The sequence below is a fragment of the Mariniflexile sp. HNIBRBA6329 genome (assembly GCF_043558645.1).
Taxonomy (GTDB): domain Bacteria; phylum Bacteroidota; class Bacteroidia; order Flavobacteriales; family Flavobacteriaceae; genus Mariniflexile.
Genome location: NZ_JBIFXS010000002.1, coordinates 146047 through 168425, shown reverse-complemented (window position 1 = coordinate 168425; position 22379 = coordinate 146047). Strand labels below are relative to the sequence as shown.

Below are 22379 nucleotides of genomic sequence, written 5' to 3'. Positions count from 1 at the left end.
ATTTATTGCTCTTTGTTAATTCATCATATTAAGAAAAAGTTCTGGAAAAATTTATTTTGTTTTTTGTGGCGTTACCACACCCTTCGTCTGCGCTCAGGGCAGGAGGTCAGGCTTTACACTATATTTTTTTTTCGTGCCTCAAAAAAGGATGCCGTTTCAAATGCTAATCATTTACGATTTCATTAAATTTAAATAGCATGCATGAGAAATCTTTAAAGCAATTAATAACTTCAAATCGAATTTACAACCACGTTTTTGGCTTGTTGTAACAACCCTTTTTTAACCTCTACCGAAGAGCCATCTACAAAGCAAGTAGAAACATGTTTTATGTTTTTAAAAGTTATTGGTAACAGATTTAGTAATTCATTATCAAAGTATGAAGTGTCTAAATTGTATAGTTGCCAAGGTTTATGGAATATTTTATACTGTAAAGTTTCGCTCTTTTTGTTTTTTATAAAAGCAACATACCTATCAACTACAAAGAGTTCTAATGTGTTTTTCTGAGCTTCAAAAGTTGTTAAATTAGCTTGAGCACTTGTTTTTGCACCGTTGTGATTGTATTCTAAGGAAATGTTATTGTCTGTTATAGATTTATTGTTAGTAATATTCTTGTTAAAGTATGGTTCGTTATAAACCAAGTTAGCGACTAATGTAATAAGAGGTTTTGGAGCAAATTCTTTTATGAAAACAACCCCTTTTGTGCTATCAATTTTAGATTTTACATAAAAGCGAAAATTTATTTGTCCAAAATCTTGATGAAAAGGCACTTTAAAATCATAAAATTTAACCTTCGAAAATGTAAAACCAACCATACTTAATAAGGCTTTATTGTTGTATAAATCTATTTCTGTTCCTTTTGGTAAGTATGGATCTAAAATGTCTTTGTCAATTTCAAAGGTTGTCATGATTAAATCTCTCCAATCACCTGTCATGAATATATTAGTTGGTTTCATGGTTAGCTTTTTTAAATAATAAATATGTAATCTTTAAATGTAGAAGTGCCAGCAATAATGAAATAACCATAACGACTATAAATGTAATATTGCCAAAGTATAGTTTTTCATTATGAGTAATAAATGTTAAAAACAATATGATTGAAGTGAATACTATATAAATAAGAAATAATATTTTACCATTTGCTTCTAATTTATTTATGTTAAATGCTATAACCACAGCTAAAACTATTTGAATAACGCCTGTTAGTATTAAGAACATGAATCCATATATAGGAATGATAAACAGAAGGAGGTTTATTAATATAAGCCATTTGTTAATTTGATATAAGTATTTCATTTTTAATATTTTTAAACTTTCAGAAATTATTGAAAATAAGATTTAAATTTTTTTAGGTGAATAATTTTAATAATGATTTTGTAATCCAGTTTTGTTGTTGGTTTACAAGTTTGTTAATCATAGCATCTGCTGTTTCAGTTAAATCGTGTAAGGCTTTTGTTTGTTTAATTAATTCTTTTGTTTTTTCAGTACCATCGTCTTCAATGGAAGAAACTTCGTTTAAAACTTTAATTACAGGTTTAATTTCTCTTCGGCTGCGTTCTTTTGCAACAATTCTTGCCAGTTCTTGCACATCTTTTTCAGTTGTGAAATACTCTTTGCGTTCACCAGGAATAAGTTCTTTGGTAACAATACCCCAATCCATTAATTGGCGTAAATTCATGCTCGTGTTTCCGCGAGAAATTTGAAGTTCTTCCATAATTTCTTCCATCGACAGCGGTTTTGTTGAAATAAAAAGCAATGCTTGTATTTGTGCCATGGCTTTGTTAATGCCCCAAAGTGTACCTAAACTTCCCCAGGTACTTATAAATTTTGTTTTTGCTTCTTCGTAATTCATGGTACAAATATATAATAATTTTTAAACTTTCAATAATTATTGAAAGTTTGTTTTAAAATCACATTTTAGACCCCTCGTACAGTAAGTATTGTGCATTATCGAATGTTTTTGTTTTTAAGCATATTTAGCTATATTTGTAAGAATATTTCTTGAATTCTTGTATATGAAATTACCTTTTCTTTTTAAAATAACCATCTTACTTTGTTTGTCATTTTTATTTCTAGTCTCGTGTAATAAAGAAGACGTTGATATAGTGGCGGTAGAAGAAGAAATAGATGAAGAAACTGGCGATAAACCAGCTGATTTTGCTGCTAATTTGGAAATATATAAAGGAGATAGAATAGAAATTGGTGCGCTTCTTGTAAATGTAGTAAATGAAAACAATCAACCTGTTAGAGCTGTTGATGTTTCCGCAGGTAATATTTCAAAGCAAACAGATGATAAAGGACTGGCTATTTTTAATAATTTAGAAGCTTTTAGAAATTTTCTACGCGTAAAAGTTTCTAAATCTAATTATATTTCTACCTCAAAAACAATAATACCATCAAATACTGATAGTCAAATAATACAAATAAAATTATTACAACCAGATGTATTTACTACGGCAAATTCAGGAGAGATAGTTTCAGTTGAGACACCATCTGGAGCAAAGGTTTCATTAACAGGGGGCTATTTTAATGAAGATGGTACTCCCTATAATGGTGAGGTGAAAATAGGTGTAAAACATCTATTTCCTGAAGATGAAGAAATTTATTCAAACATACCTAGTTCTTTAATCGCTCAAGATGTTAGTGGGCAAATTAAACTATTAGAAACTTATGGAATGTTAGCAATAAATCTAACAGGAAATAGTGGTCAGGTATTAAATATCAATTCTTTAAATAAGGCTAAAATAACATTACCTATTGCTGTAAATCAGCAAAGTGTTGCTCCTCATAGTATACCACTTTGGTATCTAGATGAAGAAAAAGGCATTTGGGTAGAAGAAGGAGAAGCTACCAAAATAGGGAAAGATTTTGTTGGTGAAGTTAGTCATTTTTCTTGGTGGAATTGTGATGTCCCTTTAAATTTGGTTAATATATGTTTAACAATAGAAAATGAAGCGGGTTATGATTTACATAAGTTACCAATTTCCATAATAAGAAATAGAACTGGACAATTAATTTACAGGGGGTATACAGACTATAGAGGTGTTTTATGTGGAGTTATTCCCAAGAATGAGAAGATTACTATTAACGTATATAGTAGTTTAAGTTGTACAGAAAGATTTAAGAAGTTTGAGGGAGTTTTTGGAGGGTATAATGAAGAAAATAATCTTGTAAAGATTGTAATTGAAGATAAAATTCATCAAATAAAAGGAAGAGTTATTGATTGTGGCGGCAATGGAGTAAAAAATGGAGTAATTGAAGTAATGCAAAATGGAAGGACGAATTTTTCTTTTACAACCAACGAGGGTGAGTTTGAGTTTAATATTAATAAGTGCGGAGGATCGGAGATAGAATTAATTGGATATGATTTGAACAATAATATGTTAACCTCAATTAATAAAATTACTTTATCAACAGACATTATAATTGTTGGGGATATCAAAACATGTTCGGGGTATAGCAGTACTTTTAACGGAGATGTTTTTATTTATTCACAAGAAGAGTTAGAGGCATTCAGTGCCTTAAACTATACCAGCATTAATGGAAGTATGATTATTACTAATTCTGGCAGAAAACCTGATTTTGATGGAAATATATCCAATATCGTGGATAATATTAATAGTCTGGAAAGTTTAAAAGAACTTGTATCAGTAAGTGGGACTCTATATATTCTGGATAATTCTAATTTGAAAAATTTAAATGGCTTAGATAAGTTAACTCATGTAGGATACTTACAAATACGTGATAATAGTTCCTTAGTAGATATTAAGAGTTTGAAAAGCCTCAATCATTTTGATGACCCAAGCGGTGGGGTACATATCATCAGGAATAGAAATCTAAAAAGTTTAGAGGGCTTACAGAATGTGACCTATATTTCTGGTTCATTACAAATTAGTATATCGGATAGTTTAACTGACTTAATGCCATTAAGTGGTTTGCAACATGTTTATGGGGTATTAGGTATTACGTCGAATCACTCTTTAAAGGACTTAAGAGGGTTAGAAAATTTAACTACAATAGGTGGTCAGTTTCTATTGAATGATAATGGCCTTATAGAGGATTTATCAAACTTAAAAAGTTTGAAAAAAGTAGGTGCAATATCGGTTGTTTAGGAAAATTCGTTAGTTACTCTCGCTGGTTTAGAAAATATTTCATCTTTAGAGTATATAAATATAAGTGGTAATCTAAAACTAGATAATTTAGAAGCTTTTGGGAATTTAAACAAAATTAGTGGATTAGAAATTGCAAATAATCCGCTTCTGGAAACTTTGTCAGGTTTGAGCAATATAGATAATTTACAGCGATTGCTAGTTTACGAAAATACGAGTCTGTATGATTTTTGTGCTATGTCAAATACATTTATTTCAAATACCTATAGGGTTTATAATAATCTTTATAATCCAACACAAAGTGAAATATCTGAATCAGATACTTGTAGTCAATGATTTTATCCTACTTTACTTCAATAATCCCGCACGTCTCAATAAAGCTTCCGGTTGTGGTTCTTTGCCTCTAAAACGTTTGTAAAGCACTATAGGGTCTTCTGTTCCGCCTTGTGAAAGTACGTTGTTTTTAAATTTGGTAGCGGTGTCTTTATTGAAAATACCGGTTTCCTTAAAATATTCAAAAGCATCAGCATCTAAAACTTCGGCCCATTTATAACTGTAATACCCCGAAGAATAACCTCCTTGGAAGATATGCGAAAACGAGGTGCTCATACAGGTTTCCGGTGTTTCAGGATACAAGGTGGTATTTTCAAAAGCGTTTAATTCATGTGCTTTCACGTCGGCAATACCAGTGGGGTCTTGTCCGTGCCAGCTCATATCCAATAAACCAAAACTTATTTGACGCAAGGTTTGCATCCCTTCATGAAATGTGGCCGATTCCTTTATTTTTTCAACCAAATCCATTGGGATCACTTCACCGGTTTCATAATGTTTAGCGAATAATTCCAGAGCTTCCTTTTCGTTACACCAGTTTTCCATAACCTGACTTGGCAATTCCACAAAGTCCCAATAAACCGAAGTTCCCGATAAACTAGGGTAGGTGGTGTTGGCTAACATACCATGTAAGGCGTGACCAAACTCGTGAAATAAGGTGGTGACTTCATTAAAAGTTAATAACGATGGTTTGCTTTTCCCTGCCTTCGCAGGGATGGGTTTTGTAAAATTACAAACTATAGATATATGTGGTCTGTCGTTTTTTCCATCCTTTATGGATTGTGGTTTGTATGATGTCATCCACGCGCCATTGCGTTTTCCGGCTCTTGGAAAGAAATCGGCATAAAAAATAGAGATGAAATCGCCATCGCTATTGGTAACTTTATAGGTTAAAACATCTTCATGGTATTTGTCAATATCCTTAATTTCTTCAAAGTTTAAATCGAATAATTTTTTGGCAACTGTAAAAGCACCATCAATCACGTTTTCTAATTTGAAATAAGGCTTTAGCAACTCATCATCAAGATTGAATAATTTCTGTTTTAATTTTTCAGAATAATAAGAGCCATCCCACTTTTCAAGTTGTTCAATACCATCTAATTCCTTTGCGAAATTTTGAAGCTTTTTAAATTCTTCGTTTGCGGCAGGTTTTGCCTTTTCAAGGAGTTCATTTAAAAAGCCTTCTACTTTGGCTGGGTTTTTTGCCATACGTTCCTCTAAAACAAAATGAGCGTGGGTTTTGTAACCCAATAGGTTGGCACGTTCAAACCTAAGTTTTGCTATTTTTAGAACAATGTCTTGGTTGTCTAGATCGTCATTATTAAAGCCTTTACTACCTGCAGCAAGTGTTATTTTTTTTCTGAGATGTCTATTATCGGCATAAGTAACAAATGGGATGTAGCTTGGATAATCTAAATTGAACAACCAACCTTCTTTGCCTTTGCTTTCTGCCAATTGTTTTGCAGCTTCCATGGCACCATCCGGTAATCCTGACAGTTCTTTTTCATCCGTAATCAACATCTCGAATTTGTTGGTTTCGGCAAGAACGTTTTCTCCAAATTTCAACTTCAGTTTACTTAATTCTTTGTCAATTTCACGGAGCTTTTCTTTTTTATCATCTGGTAAATTTGCCCCGTTTCTGGAAAAGCTTTTGTATTTTTTATCAAGAAGTGTTTGTTGTTCGGTATTTAAATTCAAACTGCTTTTAGAATCGTAAACCGATTTTATACGTTTGAAAAGAGCTTCGTTTAAAGTGATATCATTACTGAATTCAGACAATAATGGTGAAACTTCCTGAGCTATTTTTTGGATAGCATCGTTGGTTTCAGCCGAATTCAAATTAAAAAAGATACTCGAAACCCTATCTAATTGTTCCCCTGAAAATTCCAAGGCTTCAATCGTGTTTTTAAACGTTGGTTCTTCAGAATTATTAGCAATAGCATCAATTTCAGCTTTAGCTTCTTCAATACATAGTTTGAAAGCAGGAAGAAAATCTTCATTTTTAATATTTGAAAAAGGTGCTGTATTATAAGGCGTTTGGAACGATTTTAATAAGATGTTTGATGTCATGTTACAGTAGATATTTTAAAAATAAATTTTTATTATGCATACATAATAAAAATTTTTATATTTTTGTCGCAGAATTTGAAGAGTGACTAACTCATAAAATTATTCTTAATAGCTAGAAAACCTCGAGATTCCCCTCGAGGTTTTTTTTATTTTAAATCTTTAGCTGACTCAAGAACAATTTGTTTTAAAGATTCTTTATAGTCAATTATTTTGTTTAGGATAGCAGGGTTGCTAGAACCAATAATTTGCGCCGCTAATATGCCTGCATTTTTTGCACCGTTTAAAGCAACCGTTGCAACGGGTACACCTCCCGGCATTTGTAGAATGGATAGGACAGAATCCCAACCATCAATAGAATTACTGCTTTTTACAGGCACTCCAATTACAGGAAGCGGTGATAATGAAGCAATCATACCAGGTAAGTGGGCTGCACCACCTGCGCCTGCAATAATAACGGCAAAACCTTTAGTGTGTGCATGTTTACCGTAATCGAATAGTTTTTCTGGGGTGCGGTGTGCCGAAACAATATCAACTTCCACTTCAATATTAAAATCTCTTAAAATATCAATAGCGTCTTGCATTACTGGCAAATCGCTTTTGCTTCCCATGATAACTCCTACTTTATTCATAAAATTCCAAATTTTAAATTTCAAATTCCAATTTTCGTATTAATCTGAAATAATTGGAATTTGGTGCTTGTTTTCTCTGATTTATTCACTTATAACTCTAATTGTTTTCTTAACTTCCTCGGCAACACGTCGCGCTTCGTTTAAATCTTCGTTCACAATGGTTACGTGTCCCATTTTTCTGAAAGGTCTGGTTTGTTTTTTGCCGTAAATATGTGGCGTAACACCATCAAGGTTCATGATGGATGCAATATTTTCATAAACTACATTACCCGAAAAGCCTTCAGCGCCAACTAAATTTACCATAACACCACCCACTTTGCTATCAGTTCTTCCTAAAGGTAAATCTAGAATAGCACGCAAATGTTGTTCGAATTGTGATGTGTAACTCGCTTCAATAGTTTGGTGGCCAGAATTATGAGGTCTTGGTGCGACTTCATTTATTAAAACATCGTCGTTTTGTGTTTGAAACATTTCAACAGCCAATAAACCGACATGATTAAATGCTTTTGATGTTTTTAAAGCAATTTCTCTGGCTTTGTTTGCTACATCATCAGAAATTCTTGCAGGACAAATAACGTATTCGACTTGGTTTGCTTCTGGATGAAATTCCATTTCTACAACAGGAAATGTTTTGGTTTCTCCTGAAGGGTTTCTTGCTACAATAACTGCCAATTCATTTTTAAAAGGCACTAGAGTTTCTGCTATACACTCCCCTTTGGGTAAATTTTCCAAATCGGAAAGTTGTCTCACCACTTTTACACCATTTCCATCATACCCAAACTGCGCTGCTTTCCAAACAAAGGGAAATTGTAAACCACCATTATTTATGGCGTCTTCAATTTCAGAAAGATAAGCAAATCGAGAAAATGGGGCTGTTGGTAAATTATGGTCAACATAAAACAACTTTTGTGTTGCTTTGTTTTGAATGGTTCGAAGGGTTTTAGAAGACGGATATACTTTTTTACCATCTTTTTCAAGGGCTTCTAAAGCATCAACATTTACGTTTTCAATTTCAATAGTAAGCACATCAACCAGCTTTCCGAAGTTATAAACCGCATCAAAATCCATTAAATCACCTAAATGAAATTCATTACTGGCAATTTTACAAGGGGCTTCATTACTGCCGTCTAAAACACAGGTATAAATATCAAATTTCCGGGTGTCGTTAAGTAACATTTTACCTAATTGGCCACCACCAAGAATACCGAGTTTAAAATTTGAAGAAAAGTAATTCATGCTTTTATTAATGCTAAAATCGTTAATTGTACGGCAAAAATACACTTAAATCTTAAAATAGTCTCGAATTCGTAAACCAAAAATCGTAATTAGGCAATCTATTGATTATCTTTGCCCCTTTCAAAAATAACTAACTGTGATAAAGCTACACGACAAATATTTTAAACCATTTATTTCGGCTAAAGAAATAGATGCGGCTATGCAGCGTATGGCTAATGACATAGCGGACGATATTGGAGACGAAATTCCAGTGTTTGTGGGTATTTTAAATGGCTCATTTATGGTAGTGAGTGATTTTGTGAAAAAGTACCCAAAACCATGCGAGGTAACGTTTATTAAATTGGCATCTTATGAAGGTGTTAAATCTACCGAAGACATTCAACGGTTAATTGGCTTAACGCAAGATTTAACAGGACGTACGGTGGTTATTTTAGAAGATATTATTGATACGGGAAATACGTTAGCAGAGGTGCACCGTATTTTTAAGAATGAAGAAGTAAAATCATTAAAAATTGCGACTTTATTTTACAAACCCGAAGCTTATAAAAAAGATTTTAAACTACATTATATAGGTATTGAAATTCCTAATAAATTTATAGTAGGCTATGGCTTAGACTATGATGGGTTGGGGAGAAATATACCAGAAGTCTATCAAATAAAAGAAACACAATTCATGACAAATTTAGTACTATTTGGACCTCCAGGAGCAGGAAAAGGAACGCAAGCAGAATTTTTAAAAGACAAGTACAATTTAGTACATATCTCTACGGGTGATGTTTTTAGATTTAACATTAAAAACGAAACAGCTTTGGGTATGTTGGCTAAATCTTATATGGATAAAGGCGAGTTGGTTCCAGACCAAGTAACTATTGATATGCTAAATGCTGAAGTTGAAAAAAACTCTGGAGCAAAAGGTTTTATTTTTGATGGATTTCCACGCACCAATGCACAAGCTGAGGCTTTAGATAAATTATTGGAAAGTAAAGATTCTTCAATAAATGCGATGGTTGCATTGGAAGTTGATGATGAAATTTTAGTTAAACGTCTTATTGGTAGAGGAAAAACCAGTGGTCGTGCCGATGATGCCGATGAGTCTATCATTCGCAACAGAATTAAAGAATATTACGATAAAACCGCTATTTTAAAAGATTACTATTCAGCGCAAAATAAATACTACGGTGTTGATGGCGTTGGTAGTATTGAAGATATTACGGTGCGTTTAAGTAGTGTGATTGATAATCTTTAGTTGATGCGTTTAATCGTTTAGTTATTAAGTAGAAATGAAAAAACAACTAAACGACTTAACTACAAAATAAATAAACAAATAAAATGACAGAAGATTTGAAATTAAAAGGAGAACAGCTACTGGCTGTTAGGTATTTTTCTTTCAATTCGATAATGTAACAAGTAATATTAATGACCGAGGGAAATTTTGTTGATTACGTAAAAATGTACGTTAGCTCTGGTAATGGAGGTAAAGGATCGTCGCATTTACACCGCGAAAAATTTATTGAAAAAGGAGGTCCCGATGGGGGCGATGGTGGTCGTGGTGGTCACGTTATTTTACGAGGCAACGAGAATCTTTGGACACTTCTTCATTTAAAGTTTAAAAAACACATTCGTGCAACCCATGGTGAGAGTGGAAGTAAAAGCAGAAGCTTTGGCGCCGACGGGGTAGATGAGTATGTAGATGTGCCTTTAGGAACCGTTGTTAGAGATACAGAAACCAACGAGATTATTTTCGAAATAACCGAGCATGGTGAGGAAAGAATTATTGCCGAAGGAGGAAAAGGAGGTTTAGGTAATTGGCATTTTAGAACAGCAACAAACCAAACACCTCGCTACTCGCAACCCGGAATGCCTTTAGAGGAAAAACATATTACTCTAGAGTTAAAAGTACTTGCCGATGTGGGGTTGGTAGGTTTTCCGAATGCCGGAAAATCTACATTACTTTCTGTGGTAACTTCAGCAAAACCAAAAATTGCCGATTACGAATTTACAACCCTAAAACCCAATTTAGGCATTGTAAAGTATCGTGATTTTCAAACCTTCGTGATGGCAGATATTCCTGGAATCATTGAAGGCGCTGCCGAAGGTCGTGGACTTGGGCATTACTTTTTACGCCATATCGAGCGTAATTCTATTCTGCTGTTTTTAATCCCAGCCGATGCGCCCGATATTAAAAAACAATACGATATTTTGTTGGATGAACTTCGTCGTTACAACCCAGAAATGCTGGATAAAGACCGCATCATTGCCATTTCAAAATGCGATATGTTGGATGAAGAACTTAAAGCAGAATTAAAAGAATTATTGGATAACGAGTTGCCAATTCCGTATCTGTTCATTTCCTCTGTTGCGCAACAAGGCATCACGCAGTTGAAAGATACACTATGGAAAATGTTGAATAGCTAGAGCGTTACCACAAGGGTTGGGCTAGGAGTTCATCCTGAGCGCAGTCGAAGGACTATAACTATATTTTTTGTTTTTTTGTCATTACTGCGAAGACAGGAATCCACTATTTAAGTAAGGAGTATCTATTAAAGGTGATTTCCAATAACAAAGAAAGCCAAAAGGATGCCGCTTCCATCCCAAACAAGAATCATGTTATTGGAATAATTTTTGATTAACTTTATAGAAAAAATTAAAGTTATGAAAGTTTTTATTGCCCTATTCTTAGTCATTTTAATGGTTTCCTGTGCACCCATTCGTGTAAACACCGATTTTGAAAAAGGAACCGATTTTAGCAAATACAAAACCTATAGTTATTACGGCGATATGAAAACCGGTTTAAGCGAACTCGATACCAAACGGTTTTTAGATGCGCTCGATGCAAAAATGGCAGCCAAAGGTTTTTTGTTTTCCGAAACCCCAGATTTTTTAGTAGATATAAAAAGTAACGAATACCAAGAAGCACAACGCAGTAATGTAGGCGTTGGTTTAGGTGGTGGCGGTGGAAATGTGGGAGGAGGTATTTCTATTGGGTTGCCTATTGGTCAAGCTAATATTAACCGCCAAATTACAATCGATTTTGTAGATGAAAATGGCAAAGGCTTGTTTTGGCAAGCGGTAAGCGAATCGAGTTTTAACCCCAATGCATCCCCCGAAAAAAGGGAGCAACTTTTTAACGCTATTGCCGAAAAAGTGTTAACCCAGTATCCACCAAAACAATAAAATTCCTGCAAAAGCAGGAATCTAAATACCCAAAAGGATTTTTTTCGGATGTATTAATAGACGGTTTTAGTTTTTAACCAATTTTTTACTGGCAATAAGCGTAGTTCCTGTATAGAAATTAGCTAAATAAATTCCAGTGCTTAAATGGCTAATATCAACCTCATTGGTTTGGTAATTGTTTATTGAAACTGTTTTAATCTTTTTCCCATCTAAACTAACAATATCAATCTTCAAGATAGTATCTTTGTCACTTTCAAAGGTAAAGTTCACCAATGTACTTGTTGGGTTTGGATACATGGCAATATGGTATTTTGCCATTTCGCTCGTAATGTCCTTAATGCCAAGTGCAGAATTGTCAATAGTCCAAGTTACGGTATATACATGGAAACTGTCGTGGTTGTCAACTTTCAAAAGTCCGGTGGCATCGTTTACCGCAACCGTTAGTGTATTCATTCCAGTGTTCAAATCGGTTTCTAAAATGCTTACATCATCTACATCATTAGCAAAATCCAATGCGTTTAAGGTCCATTTGCTTTTTAAGGTGTTCGGGTTGGGTTTTATTAAGTTCAGATGAAAATCGATTGGAAAGGAAGGACTGTTTATTGTATTGGAAACAGGGGTGTAAGAATCAATTGGCGACACCAAGCTATGAATCTTTTCTATAATGCCTTCTTTGCAAACCGAACAGAAAGGATAGCCTAAGTAGCGCATTTTGCAAGCTTGATGCGGTCTGTACCAATTGGCGGCATATCCCGTTGTATTGTACTGGTAAATACCAATGCCATTTCCGTTCAACCAATTTTTCCATTTTATAAAGCTAGGATTCGATTCTTGGGTCATATTGATAGCTTCATTAAAATAAATTTCATCTAGCGGAAAATATTCATCTTTTAAGTTCGCAAAGGAGTGTCCTAATTCATGGATAGCAACTTCTACCGCGCTAACGCCACTTTCTACACCTTTGGAGGCCATTGGGAATTCGCCACCCGAACCACCGTAAACCGTCGAGTTTACTAAAATCAACCCTTGGTCGTACGTTGGGTAATTATCAGCTAAAACATTGTATATTTTTGCTTGGGTGTTATTGGCTGCATTTCCATCAATTTCATAATAAAGCAACCTGTGATAACCATAAGAATCGAATGTGGCGTTAAAATAAGTATCAACTGTTCTTACAGGGGTTTTGGGTTCTGTAACATCAATAGCCGTTCCTGGGTGGTCTGCGCCACTTTCATTTGATGGTACTTTTAGAATATGAACATTAAAATAATTGGAGTATTCTTTAAAAGGCGATTGATTAAACAAGGTGTTTGTGAAGTTTACCGCATCTGTTTTAAATTGTGCAAGTTCGTTAACTTGATAGCCATCACTTAAAATAACCAAATTGATTCTTTTATCATCATTTTCAAAATTTTTGATGGTTTCTTTATCGAAAACCTGAGCAGTAGCATGCTGGAAACCAATCAATAAAATAATGCGTAGAAGATGTTTCATTTTCAATCTAACTTTGTAATGATTAAAGTGCTGCTGTTTTGTAGCGAATCGGTTATTTCATTAATAGCTATAAACTTTGTTTTATGGTGCAATGGCATTCTAAATGAAAGCGGAGCACTTTTTAAGTTTATTTTTTTATTTTCAAAGATAAGGGAATCGTTCAGAAATTCAATATGCTTGTTTAGTGGGTTTTGAATAGTAAATGACGTTATTTCAGTAGAATCTTTATCCAATTGAAGACATTTTAAATCGCCAATAGCACCATGTTTGATATTGCTGTTGTTGGTTTTTAGCTTTCCATCGGCAATTATTTTGTTTATAAACTCTATGTTCTTATTTCCGTTAGCATCTTTTGAAATCTTATAGTTTAAGAAAATGAGCTTTGGAGGTAGGACCTCGTTAGGGGTTTCTATGCCAACACTTTTCTTTGAAGCACAAGCAACAGACCATAGTAAAACAGATAATATTACTAATTTATAGAGAAGTTTATACATTATAATAAATTTGACTATTGACTATTGACTATTGACTATTGACTATTGACTATTGACTATTGACTATTGACTATTGACTATTGACTACATTGATACGAATGCCTTCACTATGGCTACTAAACTCAGGGGCATACATACTTTGGATAGTAGTGATACCATTGCTCATATTTCCTGCATTATTCAAACGCAAATCGTATTCAAACACATAAACGCCTTTAGGCAAATAATCAAAAAAGAAGTTGGTTGAAGCGTCTTTGGTACTTTCATAATAACCCAAACCATCTTGCCATTTGTATTGAGATATAACGTTAATGGGTTCTAAACCTGCGGCGCGCATATCTTTCATATGTACAAACTCCATGGCTCTGTCACTTCGCAATTCAATACGAACTCGAACCAAATCGCCCACCTTTAAATTTGTTTTAGAAGTGATTTCTGAAATCTCTTCACCCGTATCGGAATTGGTTTTCAAAAACAATTTTTTCTTCAATTTTAAAGGTGTTTCAGCCGAAGTGATTTTATCCAAATCTTCAAAATATTGCCAATATAAACCGCCCCAAGCAATGCCATCACCTTTTTTGGTAAGGGTAACGGTTGCTATATCTGGTTTTATTTCTGAAGTGTTCCATGAGGTTTTATAATAACCCGTTCCTGCTTCCACTTTTACGTTTTCTAGTTTTGAAGGTTCTATTTTTTGATTTCCTAAAACTACATCAACAGCATCGGTTACACTTAACCAATCGCTACCTTGAAGCAATAGTGCATATACAGCTTCGGTAGTTGCTTTGGTGGTGCTCCATTGGTTGGTTTGCTTGTTTTTAAGCAACCAAATTTTTAAATTATCAATAGTTTTGGAATCGTCCCGATGGCTATCGGGATCAATTTCTGAAAAAGCTTCAATCAACAATGCTTGCGTTTCAATAGGTGCTTGGTACCAATACCAAGAACTCGTGTTTGCTTTCCAGTACATGCCTAATTCTTCCGAAGTAATGCTTGTTTCTTTTAAAGATTTTAAGATTTTTGCTGAAGTTGTTTTGTTCCCAAATCTATCAAGCACCAAAGCCATCAATCCTTTGGAATATAACGAACGACTCAACCAATACTTTTGGATTTGTGTGTGGTAATATTTGATAATGTCTTCAACCTCTTTCGATTTTTTTACCTCTGGATAAAAGCTACGCATGTATAAATAATGCAATTGGGGATAGCTTAAATGGTCTTTGTTTAAATCAACTTTCGCATCGTATTTTCTAAGGTTTTTGTATTCTTGAACAAATTCAGCATCTAAATAGTTGATGGCTTTTTCAATCATTTTAGATTCCTCATTTGTTTCAACTTTAAGTTGTTTTAAATGCCCAAAACCAGTAATGATGTGTTGCGTGATGTATCTATTTTCACGTCCGCCATGAAACCATGCCCAAGCGCCATTTGATAACTGATTGTTTTCAAGTTTACGTTTAGCCGATTGCAATTCATTGTTCATTTTATTCAAATTGAATAACAAAGCAATGCGTTTCTTTTGTTCGGTTTCAGTTTCAGCATCACGCAACCAAGGTGTTTCTTGAATAAGAATGGACTTTAGTTCTTCATTCTTTTCTAAATTAGAAATTAATGCATCTTGTGATGCCCATTGGTTGAAAACCTCCTGGATTCTTGGGTTTGAATTCGCAATATGGCTTGCCAAGGCATTTGCATAAAACCTCGAAAATGTTTGTTCGTTACAATCGTAGGGATATTCCATTAAATAAGGAAGCGCCTGTACTGCATACCATGCAGGGTTGGAAGTCATTTCCAAAGTCAACTTATGGTTTTTTAGAGTTGAAGAAGTTGAGCCTGCACTGAGCGCAGTCGAAGTGTTTTTCAACTTATCTAACGTAAAGGTTTTGGTTTCATTACTACGAATCCACATAGGGAGCGTTTCGGTAACTAACATACGGTTTGTTAAAACAGGCAATGCGTTTTGTTCGCCATCGCTAAAATCACCCGATTTTGCTATGATTTTATATTGAACTGCATCCACATTGTTAGGAATAGTTAGTTGCCAAGACACTTGGGTGTTGCCTTTGGCATCTACTGAAAACGAAGCCCCATCTAACTTCCCCGAAGGGGAAGAACTGAGCAAGTTTGAGGTTATGTCTTTTCCGGAGATGGCATCGGTTAATACTAAAAAGGCTTGTCCAGAAAGTGGTTTGTCCGTTAGGTTTGCTATTTTGGTGCTAATGGTAATGTCATCACCTTGGCGTAAAAAACGTGGTGCGTTTGGAATAACCATCAATTCCTTTTGAGTTACCGAGGTTAACGTTTTTGTAGCGCTTTTTAGGGCTTTGGTATGTGCCAATAATTGTAATTTCCATTGGGTTAAGGCTTCGGGTGTGGTAAAACTAAAACTCACATTGCCTTCTTTATCAGTTTGTAATTGCGGAAAGAAAAAGGTGGTTTCTTGGAGATTTTTACGAATTTGAACGGTTTCCAAGTTTGGTTTTTCTTTTGAATCTTCAATAATTTGTTCGTTTTCAATAAATTCTGTTTTAACTGTAGCTATAGCTCCAGTTAGTTCTTTTTTCTCCATTGCAGCATAACCAACCACTACAACTTCATCTAAATTAGAACTGTCTTCCATTATTTCAACACCAGGTACAATTCCACTTAAAGTTTTAGAAATACTTGCTGTTCCTCTAATTTTTATATTGTTATTGTTTCCAAAATAAAACCCAAACCAATTCAGTTGGTCGTATTGTTGATGTGTGTATTTTGCATAAACTTTGTCATTATAAACCCTGAAATTTTGTGTGCCAAAACTTTGGTGTGCATTACTGTTGTTGTAAGAAGAATACAATTGATTGTTTATCGGGTTAAAACTCCAAGTATGCGGTTTAAACTGATCCAACGAGGCATCGTACATACTAGCTAATAATTCAGAAGCTACTTTATCACCTTGTGGGCCTTTGATTTTAAAGCTCCAGGTTTCATCGGTTCCGGGTTTTAGTTTATCACGGAAGGTGATGGTTTCAATGTCTAAATAGGTTTTTGGGTAGGGTACTGAAATGATTTCTATGCCCGATTGAAAACTATTATAGGCGGCATAGCTGTATCTGATAGCAAACCCACCAACATTATTAGAGTTAACAGGAATACTGATGGTTTTTTTATTGTTGTTAAGCTGAATGATTTCGGTTTTAACTATCTCATGGTTTTTTTCAATAGATACGGTAACATTCAAATGGTTTGAAGCTGAGGCCAAAGTTATAGTAGCTGTTTCACCAACTTTATACTTAGGTTTGTTACTGGTTATGCTGAACAATTGATGGTCTGCAAGCGTTTTGTCATCATCACTATACAGTGTGGTTTTGATTTCATCTTTCACCAATTGCCCAAATTTGTCCTTGCTTTCTAAAGTGATGAGGTATTGACCCGACTCCCATTTTTTTATGTTTCCTAAAGCAAGTTCTTTAGATTTTTCAGTATCGAATTGTTTTTCAAAAACCAAAGCACCTTTTTCCCAATTACTGGCATTATGTTCGTCGGTGTAAGCATCATGTGGAAAAAGATTTTTAAAGTCTTCTTCAGAAAAATCCTGATAATCGGGTGCAGTCCAAGGTCTATTTCTTAAAACAGCATTTGGCGCTTGTAATTTGTAAATTTTAACCACGCCCGTAGCTGGAACAAACTCCCCGTTTAGGTTCTTGGTTTCAATAGTTATTTTGTGGTCTTTGTTGCTTTTATCAAGTTTGTTCTCTAATCCCATATTGGCAACCAAGACATGATATCCTACATTTACAATGGTTGTGGCACTTCGAGTTTCGCCATTTAAATCGGTAACATCGGCAACTACTTCGTAATGAAAAATAGGCAGACTGGATTTATCCACGCTGTTGTCCGGCAATGCTTTAAAAGTTATTTCAAAATTACCAGATGCATCTGTGATTGTTTCCCCATGAATAATTTCTTGAGGTTCACTGTTAAACCATGGGCGATACCAAAAATACCAACGTGGATATTCTACTTTTCTATGAACTCTATAAACTACTTTGGCATCGGTAATGTTACTCCCAGCATAGGCTAAAGCCTTGCCTTTTAAGGTAATGGCTTCGTTAACTTTATAGGTTTCGGTTACGGGCGTGAACTTAGTTTCAAATTTTGGACGTTTGTATTCTTCAACCGAGAAATAATGTTCTAAGTAAAAGTCTTCTTCCTCACCATCAAATTCGATATGGTATTCACCATTTAATCCGCTATTAGGTAATATAAATTCACCTGAAACCGACCCAAATTCATTGGTTTTTAATTCCAGTTCTTTAAACTCATCATCATTCACATCGTATAAAATGGCGTAAACAGATGCATTTGCCACAACTTCCGATTTTCCATTTTTTGTTTTCATGGCAATAGCTTTAAAATAAACTGTTTGCCCTGGGTGGTAAATACTTCTATCTGTAAATACAAAGGCTTTGTATTCGGTTTCTTCGGCGTTGTTTTTGTAATAATGGTTTACGTAGTAATTGCCAAAATAAGCAGTGTCGTTGCCGTACTTAATTTTGGCGACCAAGTTTCTATAGCGATCGGTAGTTTTTTCAATTTTTATTTCGCCTAAGTTGTTGGTGGTGTGGTTTTCAGATTGCGTGTTTCTTTGGTTGTTTTCAACGTAACTTAATTCAACCGAAGCATTACTGATGGGTTTTCCGTTGTTCCTGTCAATTACTTGAAAGGTTTTGTAGTGTTCGTTTTCGCTCTCTACCAATGCCAAATTAGTAATTTGTATGGTGCTAAATGCAAAGGTGTCCTCGTTGTTTTTTAAAGAGGCATGCACCAAATACCTGCCGTTATTAAGTTTAGGGACAAATATTTCGGTGCTGTGGGTTTGGTAATCGTTTTCGTTACGGAGTTTGCTTTCCCAAGTATTTAAAACGTTTAATTTTTTTATATAGGCAAGTTGTTCTTCCTTTATGTAAATAGTATTGAGTTTTTCAAACTGGTTTTGCGTAAGCTTATAGATATTAAATTGAAGTTGCTCAATATTTTTATAGCTCACCAATAAACGACTGTGTTGCTGAATGGGTAAGTAGCTTTCCGTAGTAATTTGTAAAGATTCCTGTTCTATCTGTTGCTTTAAAACGGTGCACTTTTCAGCAGCTTTGCTTTTGGGGAATTGTTGAATAACAGTGTTGCAAATACCCATAGCATCTTTTGCTTTCCAACGGTATTCTTCGTTATTTTTTGGAGTGTATTGGTTGCTTTGTTGGTAGTAAATAGAAGCAGTTTCAAAATTATATAAACCAGAAACTTCATGCGCTTTTAGTTTATCACTTTCCGTTTTTAAAGCATTTAAAAGCAAGGTTTCTTTGTCGGTAAAGGTTCCATGTTGGTTTACAAATTTTAAGCGTTCAATATTAACATCGGCTAAAGCAAAAGGTTCCTTGTCTTCTATATGAAACTTAATTAAATCTTGATATATTTTTAAAGCATTTAGTTGTAAAGATGAGGAATCTTTTGATATGATGTTCAACTTAGAAAACGTTGATGCATCCTTTAAATAATCAGCATTATCAATTTCAAATTTATAAGCAGGTTTGGTAATATGGGTTTCGTTGGTTTTATAAAAATCTAGTGCTTCATGGCTTAAAAAGTCGAATAGGGTAGGTCTATAAATTTTCGAATCTTTTTGAAGGTTTAAAATAGCATCATACTTGCTTAAAGGTTCTAATTGAAGTTTAGCGCCATTCTGTAACGAATGTTGGTAATGCAAATGAATTTCATCAAACAAGGTTTGTAAATCCCAAGTTCTAAAATCTTTGGTATCTACTTTTTCAGAGGTTTTTGTGCGGTTATAAAATTGCCACCTGTTTTGGCTAAAATATTGCCAATACAAATTAGCCAAAATGCTTTCCAGAATGTTTTTTGTAGGGAAGTTGCTAAGTTCAATCTGTTTATTAAAATCGTTTATAATTTTTAATTGCGCATCTTCTTCCAGCACCAAAGCAAACTTACTTTTAAAAAACATGGTTTTTATAAGCTGAGGTTCGTTTTTATTTTTAGCGGCAAGCAAAGAAATTTGTTCTACAACTTTTAAAGCCGACTTTGGTAAACCTTCATGTTCATGTTTTTCAACTTGTTTCCAAAGGGTGTTGTAGTCGCTATTCTGGCTATTGCCAAGGCTTGAAAGCAAAATTATTGTTAAAAAAATTACCGATTGTTTCATTTGTTTTATTTTTCAACCAAATTACATTCAAAAGCTATTCCAAAAAATACTAAATGAGCGAATAGTGGTTTTGATTGAGTGAAATTAGTTATTTTTAGTTAAACAGGCGTATTGATATTTGTTAACAAATTACATGTTATGAGAAGAATTATTTATTTATTGCTTTTCCCGTTAGTGGCGTTTGGTCAAACTCAATTAAATAATTTTGAAGATTTAATTAAACGCAAACAGTTTGATAAAGCGGAGCTTCAACTAACCGTTTACTTAGAAAAACACCCCGACAATTTAAAAGCCATTGAACTTTTGGGCGATACCTATGGGCATCAGGAAAAGTGGGACGAAGCCATTGAAAAATACAAAAAGTTAGTAAGCCTTAACCCCGATAGTGCCGAATACCATTATAAATACGGTGGTGCTATGGGTATGAAAGCCTTGTCTGTAAGTAAGCTAACCGCTTTAGGGATGATTGGGGATATTGAAGATTCATTTCTTACAGCAGCCAAATTAGACCCCAAACATGTAAATGTACGTTGGGCCTTGGTAGAATATTATATGAAATTACCTGGTGTTTTAGGCGGCAGTAAAAACAAGGCATTAAAATATGCCTATCAGTTGGAGCAACTCTCAAAAGTAGATGGCTATCTGGCAAAAGGCTATATTTTTGAAAGCGATGATGAGCCTGAACTTGCCGAAAAATATTATAAGTTGGCCATAAACGTAGGGGGCTCATTGTGGTGTTACAACAAGTTAACCACGTTTTATGAAAAGCAAAAGCAACCCGAAAAAGCCTTGGCCAATTTAGAAGTAGCCAAAGAAAAACACAAGCGCAATGCCTTACATTATGAAATGGGCAAAATAGCGGCCGATTATAACATCGAGTTGCAAAAAGGCGTACAATGTTTGCAAACCTATTTAAAAAACTACTCGCCCGAAGATGGCGTTCCCAAAGCCTGGGCACACTACCGCTTGTCGCAAATTTATGCCCACAAAAAGAACAAACAAGCCGCTTTAAAGTACATCGATTTAGCACTTGCCGAATCGCCAAAAACGAAGCATTTTAAAGACGAAAAGCAACGGATTATGAAACTTTAAATAGTTAGAGTTTTCAGTCCCAGTCTCAGTTTACGCTTAACAGCAACTACTTTACAAATTAGAGTCTTTTTAACTTTGAAACTTTGTAACTTAGCAACTTTAATACTTAATTAATGAACGTACATTTTATAGCTATAGGTGGCTCTGCCATGCATAATCTAGCTTTGGCATTACACAACAAAGGATACCAAGTAACAGGAAGTGATGATGAGATTTTCGAACCCTCAAAATCCCGTTTGCAAGCAAAAGGCCTACTGCCCGAAACCTACGGTTGGTTTCCAGAAAAAATAAATGCCCTTATAGATGCCGTTGTATTGGGTATGCATGCAAAAGCAGACAATCCAGAGTTGTTAAAAGCTCAAGAATTAGGACTTAAAATATACAGTTATCCCGAGTTTTTGTACGAGCAATCTAAACACAAAACCCGTGTAGTTATTGGCGGTAGCCATGGAAAAACCACCATTACATCCATGATTTTACACGTTATGCATTACCACAATCGGGATGTCGATTATATGGTAGGTGCGCAATTGGAAGGTTTTGATGTGATGGTAAAACTCACCGAAACCAACGATTTTATGGTGCTTGAAGGCGATGAGTATTTAAGTTCACCTATTGATAGACGCCCAAAATTCCATTTATACAAACCCAATATAGCACTGTTAAGCGGTATTGCTTGGGACCACATTAACGTATTCCCAACCTATGATAATTACGTAGAGCAGTTCCGTATTTTTGTAGACTCTATTGTTAGCGGTGGAAGCATTACCTATAATGAAGAAGACCCCGAGGTAAAACGTGTTGTAGAAGCTTCGGCAAATACTATCCGTAAGTTGCCATACCACACTCCCGAATATACTGTTGAAGATGGCGAAACCTTATTGGAAACTCCCGAAGGTCCATTGCCCATAGAAGTGTTTGGAAAACACAACCTCAATAATTTGGCAGGTGCAAAATGGATTTGCCAGCATATGGGCGTTGATGAAGACGATTTTTACGAAGCCATTGCCACTTTTAAAGGTGCCAGCAAACGCCTAGAAAAAATAGCCGAAAGTAAAACCAGTGTTGCATACAAAGACTTTGCACATTCGCCAAGTAAAGTAGAAGCAACTACCAAAGCGGTGAAAGAACAGTATCCCAATAGAACTGTTGTAGCTTGCTTAGAGCTTCATACGTATAGCAGTTTAAATGCGGAGTTTTTAAAGGAATACAAAGGTGCATTAGATGCTGCCGATGTAGCCGTTGTGTTTTACTCACCACACGCCGTAGAAATTAAAAAACTTAAAGAAGTAACCCACGACCAAATAGCCAACGCTTTTGAGCGTGAAGACCTTATTATTTATACCAATCCAGACGATTTTAAAAACTTCCTGTTCTCGCAAAACTTTGATAACAAAGCATTGCTTTTAATGAGTTCTGGTAATTATGGTGGGTTGGATTTTAATGAAGTTAAAAGGCTTATTGGGTAGTTCATTCCTGCGAAAGCAGGAATCTTTATTCATCTTATAGTTAACTTGTAACTTTTTATTATAAGTTTATACTTATAAGTTACATTTAG

The 22379-nt window shown here is 34.7% G+C and carries 15 protein-coding genes; 6 read left to right on the top strand and 9 right to left on the bottom strand.

What is annotated here, in order from left to right; genetic code table 11:
* Positions 1–230: 230 nt before the first annotated feature.
* Genes ACGK9U_RS03590 through ACGK9U_RS03580 form a run of 3 tightly spaced genes read right to left on the bottom strand, consistent with a single transcriptional unit; the run spans position 231 to position 1849 of the window.
* Positions 231–953 (bottom strand): DUF2071 domain-containing protein, encoded by a 723-nt coding sequence (locus ACGK9U_RS03590; protein ID WP_394464988.1) that lies wholly within the window; start codon positions 951–953, stop codon positions 231–233.
* Complete coding sequence (locus ACGK9U_RS03585) at positions 940–1293, bottom strand: hypothetical protein (RefSeq protein ID WP_394464987.1); 354 nt, start codon at positions 1291–1293, stop codon at positions 940–942. Before ACGK9U_RS03585 ends, ACGK9U_RS03590 begins: the two co-directional genes overlap by 14 nt.
* Before the next feature lie 52 nt (positions 1294–1345).
* Complete coding sequence (locus ACGK9U_RS03580) at positions 1346–1849, bottom strand: GbsR/MarR family transcriptional regulator (protein WP_394464986.1); 504 nt, start codon at positions 1847–1849, stop codon at positions 1346–1348.
* A 163-nt stretch (positions 1850–2012) separates the two neighbouring features.
* Between ACGK9U_RS03580 and ACGK9U_RS03575 the strand changes: the two genes are divergently transcribed.
* Positions 2013–4109: a hypothetical protein gene (locus ACGK9U_RS03575; RefSeq protein ID WP_394464985.1), complete on the top strand. Its 2097-nt coding sequence runs from the start codon at positions 2013–2015 to the stop codon at positions 4107–4109.
* 345 nt (positions 4110–4454) lie between these two features.
* Here the strand turns inward: ACGK9U_RS03575 and ACGK9U_RS03570 are convergent, their stop codons facing one another.
* The 3 genes from ACGK9U_RS03570 to ACGK9U_RS03560 all read right to left on the bottom strand — a co-directional run bounded on the left by ACGK9U_RS03570 (position 4455) and on the right by ACGK9U_RS03560 (position 8371).
* Positions 4455–6506, bottom strand: coding sequence for a M3 family metallopeptidase (locus tag ACGK9U_RS03570; RefSeq protein WP_394464984.1), 2052 nt, complete (start codon positions 6504–6506; stop codon positions 4455–4457).
* A gap of 146 nt (positions 6507–6652) precedes the next feature.
* Positions 6653–7135, bottom strand: a complete 483-nt coding sequence (gene purE / locus ACGK9U_RS03565; RefSeq protein WP_394464983.1) for a 5-(carboxyamino)imidazole ribonucleotide mutase — start codon at positions 7133–7135, stop codon at positions 6653–6655.
* 81 nt (positions 7136–7216) lie between these two features.
* Entirely contained in the window at positions 7217–8371 is a 1155-nt protein-coding gene (locus ACGK9U_RS03560) for a 5-(carboxyamino)imidazole ribonucleotide synthase (RefSeq protein WP_394464982.1), read from the bottom strand.
* 136 nt (positions 8372–8507) lie between these two features.
* Here ACGK9U_RS03560 and ACGK9U_RS03555 point away from each other — a divergent pair, with 136 nt between their 5' ends.
* The 3 genes from ACGK9U_RS03555 (at position 8508) to ACGK9U_RS03545 (ending at position 11545) form a co-directional block, all read left to right on the top strand.
* The gene (locus ACGK9U_RS03555; protein ID WP_394464981.1) at positions 8508–9617 is read left to right on the top strand and encodes an adenylate kinase; all 1110 of its coding nucleotides are present in this window, start codon (positions 8508–8510) and stop codon (positions 9615–9617) included.
* Between the two features lie 170 nt (positions 9618–9787).
* Positions 9788–10786, top strand: coding sequence for a GTPase ObgE (obgE, locus tag ACGK9U_RS03550; RefSeq protein ID WP_394464980.1), 999 nt, complete (start codon positions 9788–9790; stop codon positions 10784–10786).
* A 237-nt stretch (positions 10787–11023) separates the two neighbouring features.
* Complete coding sequence (locus tag ACGK9U_RS03545; protein WP_394464979.1) at positions 11024–11545, top strand: DUF4136 domain-containing protein; 522 nt, start codon at positions 11024–11026, stop codon at positions 11543–11545.
* Positions 11546–11611: 66 nt separating this feature from the next.
* Here ACGK9U_RS03545 and ACGK9U_RS03540 read toward each other — a convergent pair whose 3' ends face one another.
* The 3 genes from ACGK9U_RS03540 to ACGK9U_RS03530 all read right to left on the bottom strand — a co-directional run bounded on the left by ACGK9U_RS03540 (position 11612) and on the right by ACGK9U_RS03530 (position 19729).
* Positions 11612–13039 carry a M64 family metallopeptidase gene (locus ACGK9U_RS03540; protein ID WP_394464978.1) on the bottom strand — a complete coding sequence of 476 codons (1428 nt, stop codon included), beginning with the start codon at positions 13037–13039 and terminating at the stop codon, positions 11612–11614.
* A gap of 2 nt (positions 13040–13041) precedes the next feature.
* The gene (locus ACGK9U_RS03535; RefSeq protein ID WP_394464977.1) at positions 13042–13533 is read right to left on the bottom strand and encodes a hypothetical protein; all 492 of its coding nucleotides are present in this window, start codon (positions 13531–13533) and stop codon (positions 13042–13044) included.
* A 70-nt stretch (positions 13534–13603) separates the two neighbouring features.
* Positions 13604–19729 (bottom strand): alpha-2-macroglobulin, encoded by a 6126-nt coding sequence (locus ACGK9U_RS03530; protein WP_394464976.1) that lies wholly within the window; start codon positions 19727–19729, stop codon positions 13604–13606.
* Between the two features lie 138 nt (positions 19730–19867).
* Between ACGK9U_RS03530 and ACGK9U_RS03525 the strand changes: the two genes are divergently transcribed.
* Both ACGK9U_RS03525 and murC read left to right on the top strand, forming a co-directional pair.
* Positions 19868–20821 carry a tetratricopeptide repeat protein gene (locus ACGK9U_RS03525; RefSeq protein WP_394464975.1) on the top strand — a complete coding sequence of 318 codons (954 nt, stop codon included), beginning with the start codon at positions 19868–19870 and terminating at the stop codon, positions 20819–20821.
* A 113-nt stretch (positions 20822–20934) separates the two neighbouring features.
* Positions 20935–22290, top strand: coding sequence for a UDP-N-acetylmuramate--L-alanine ligase (gene murC / locus ACGK9U_RS03520; protein WP_394464974.1), 1356 nt, complete (start codon positions 20935–20937; stop codon positions 22288–22290).
* Positions 22291–22379 lie beyond the last annotated feature (89 nt).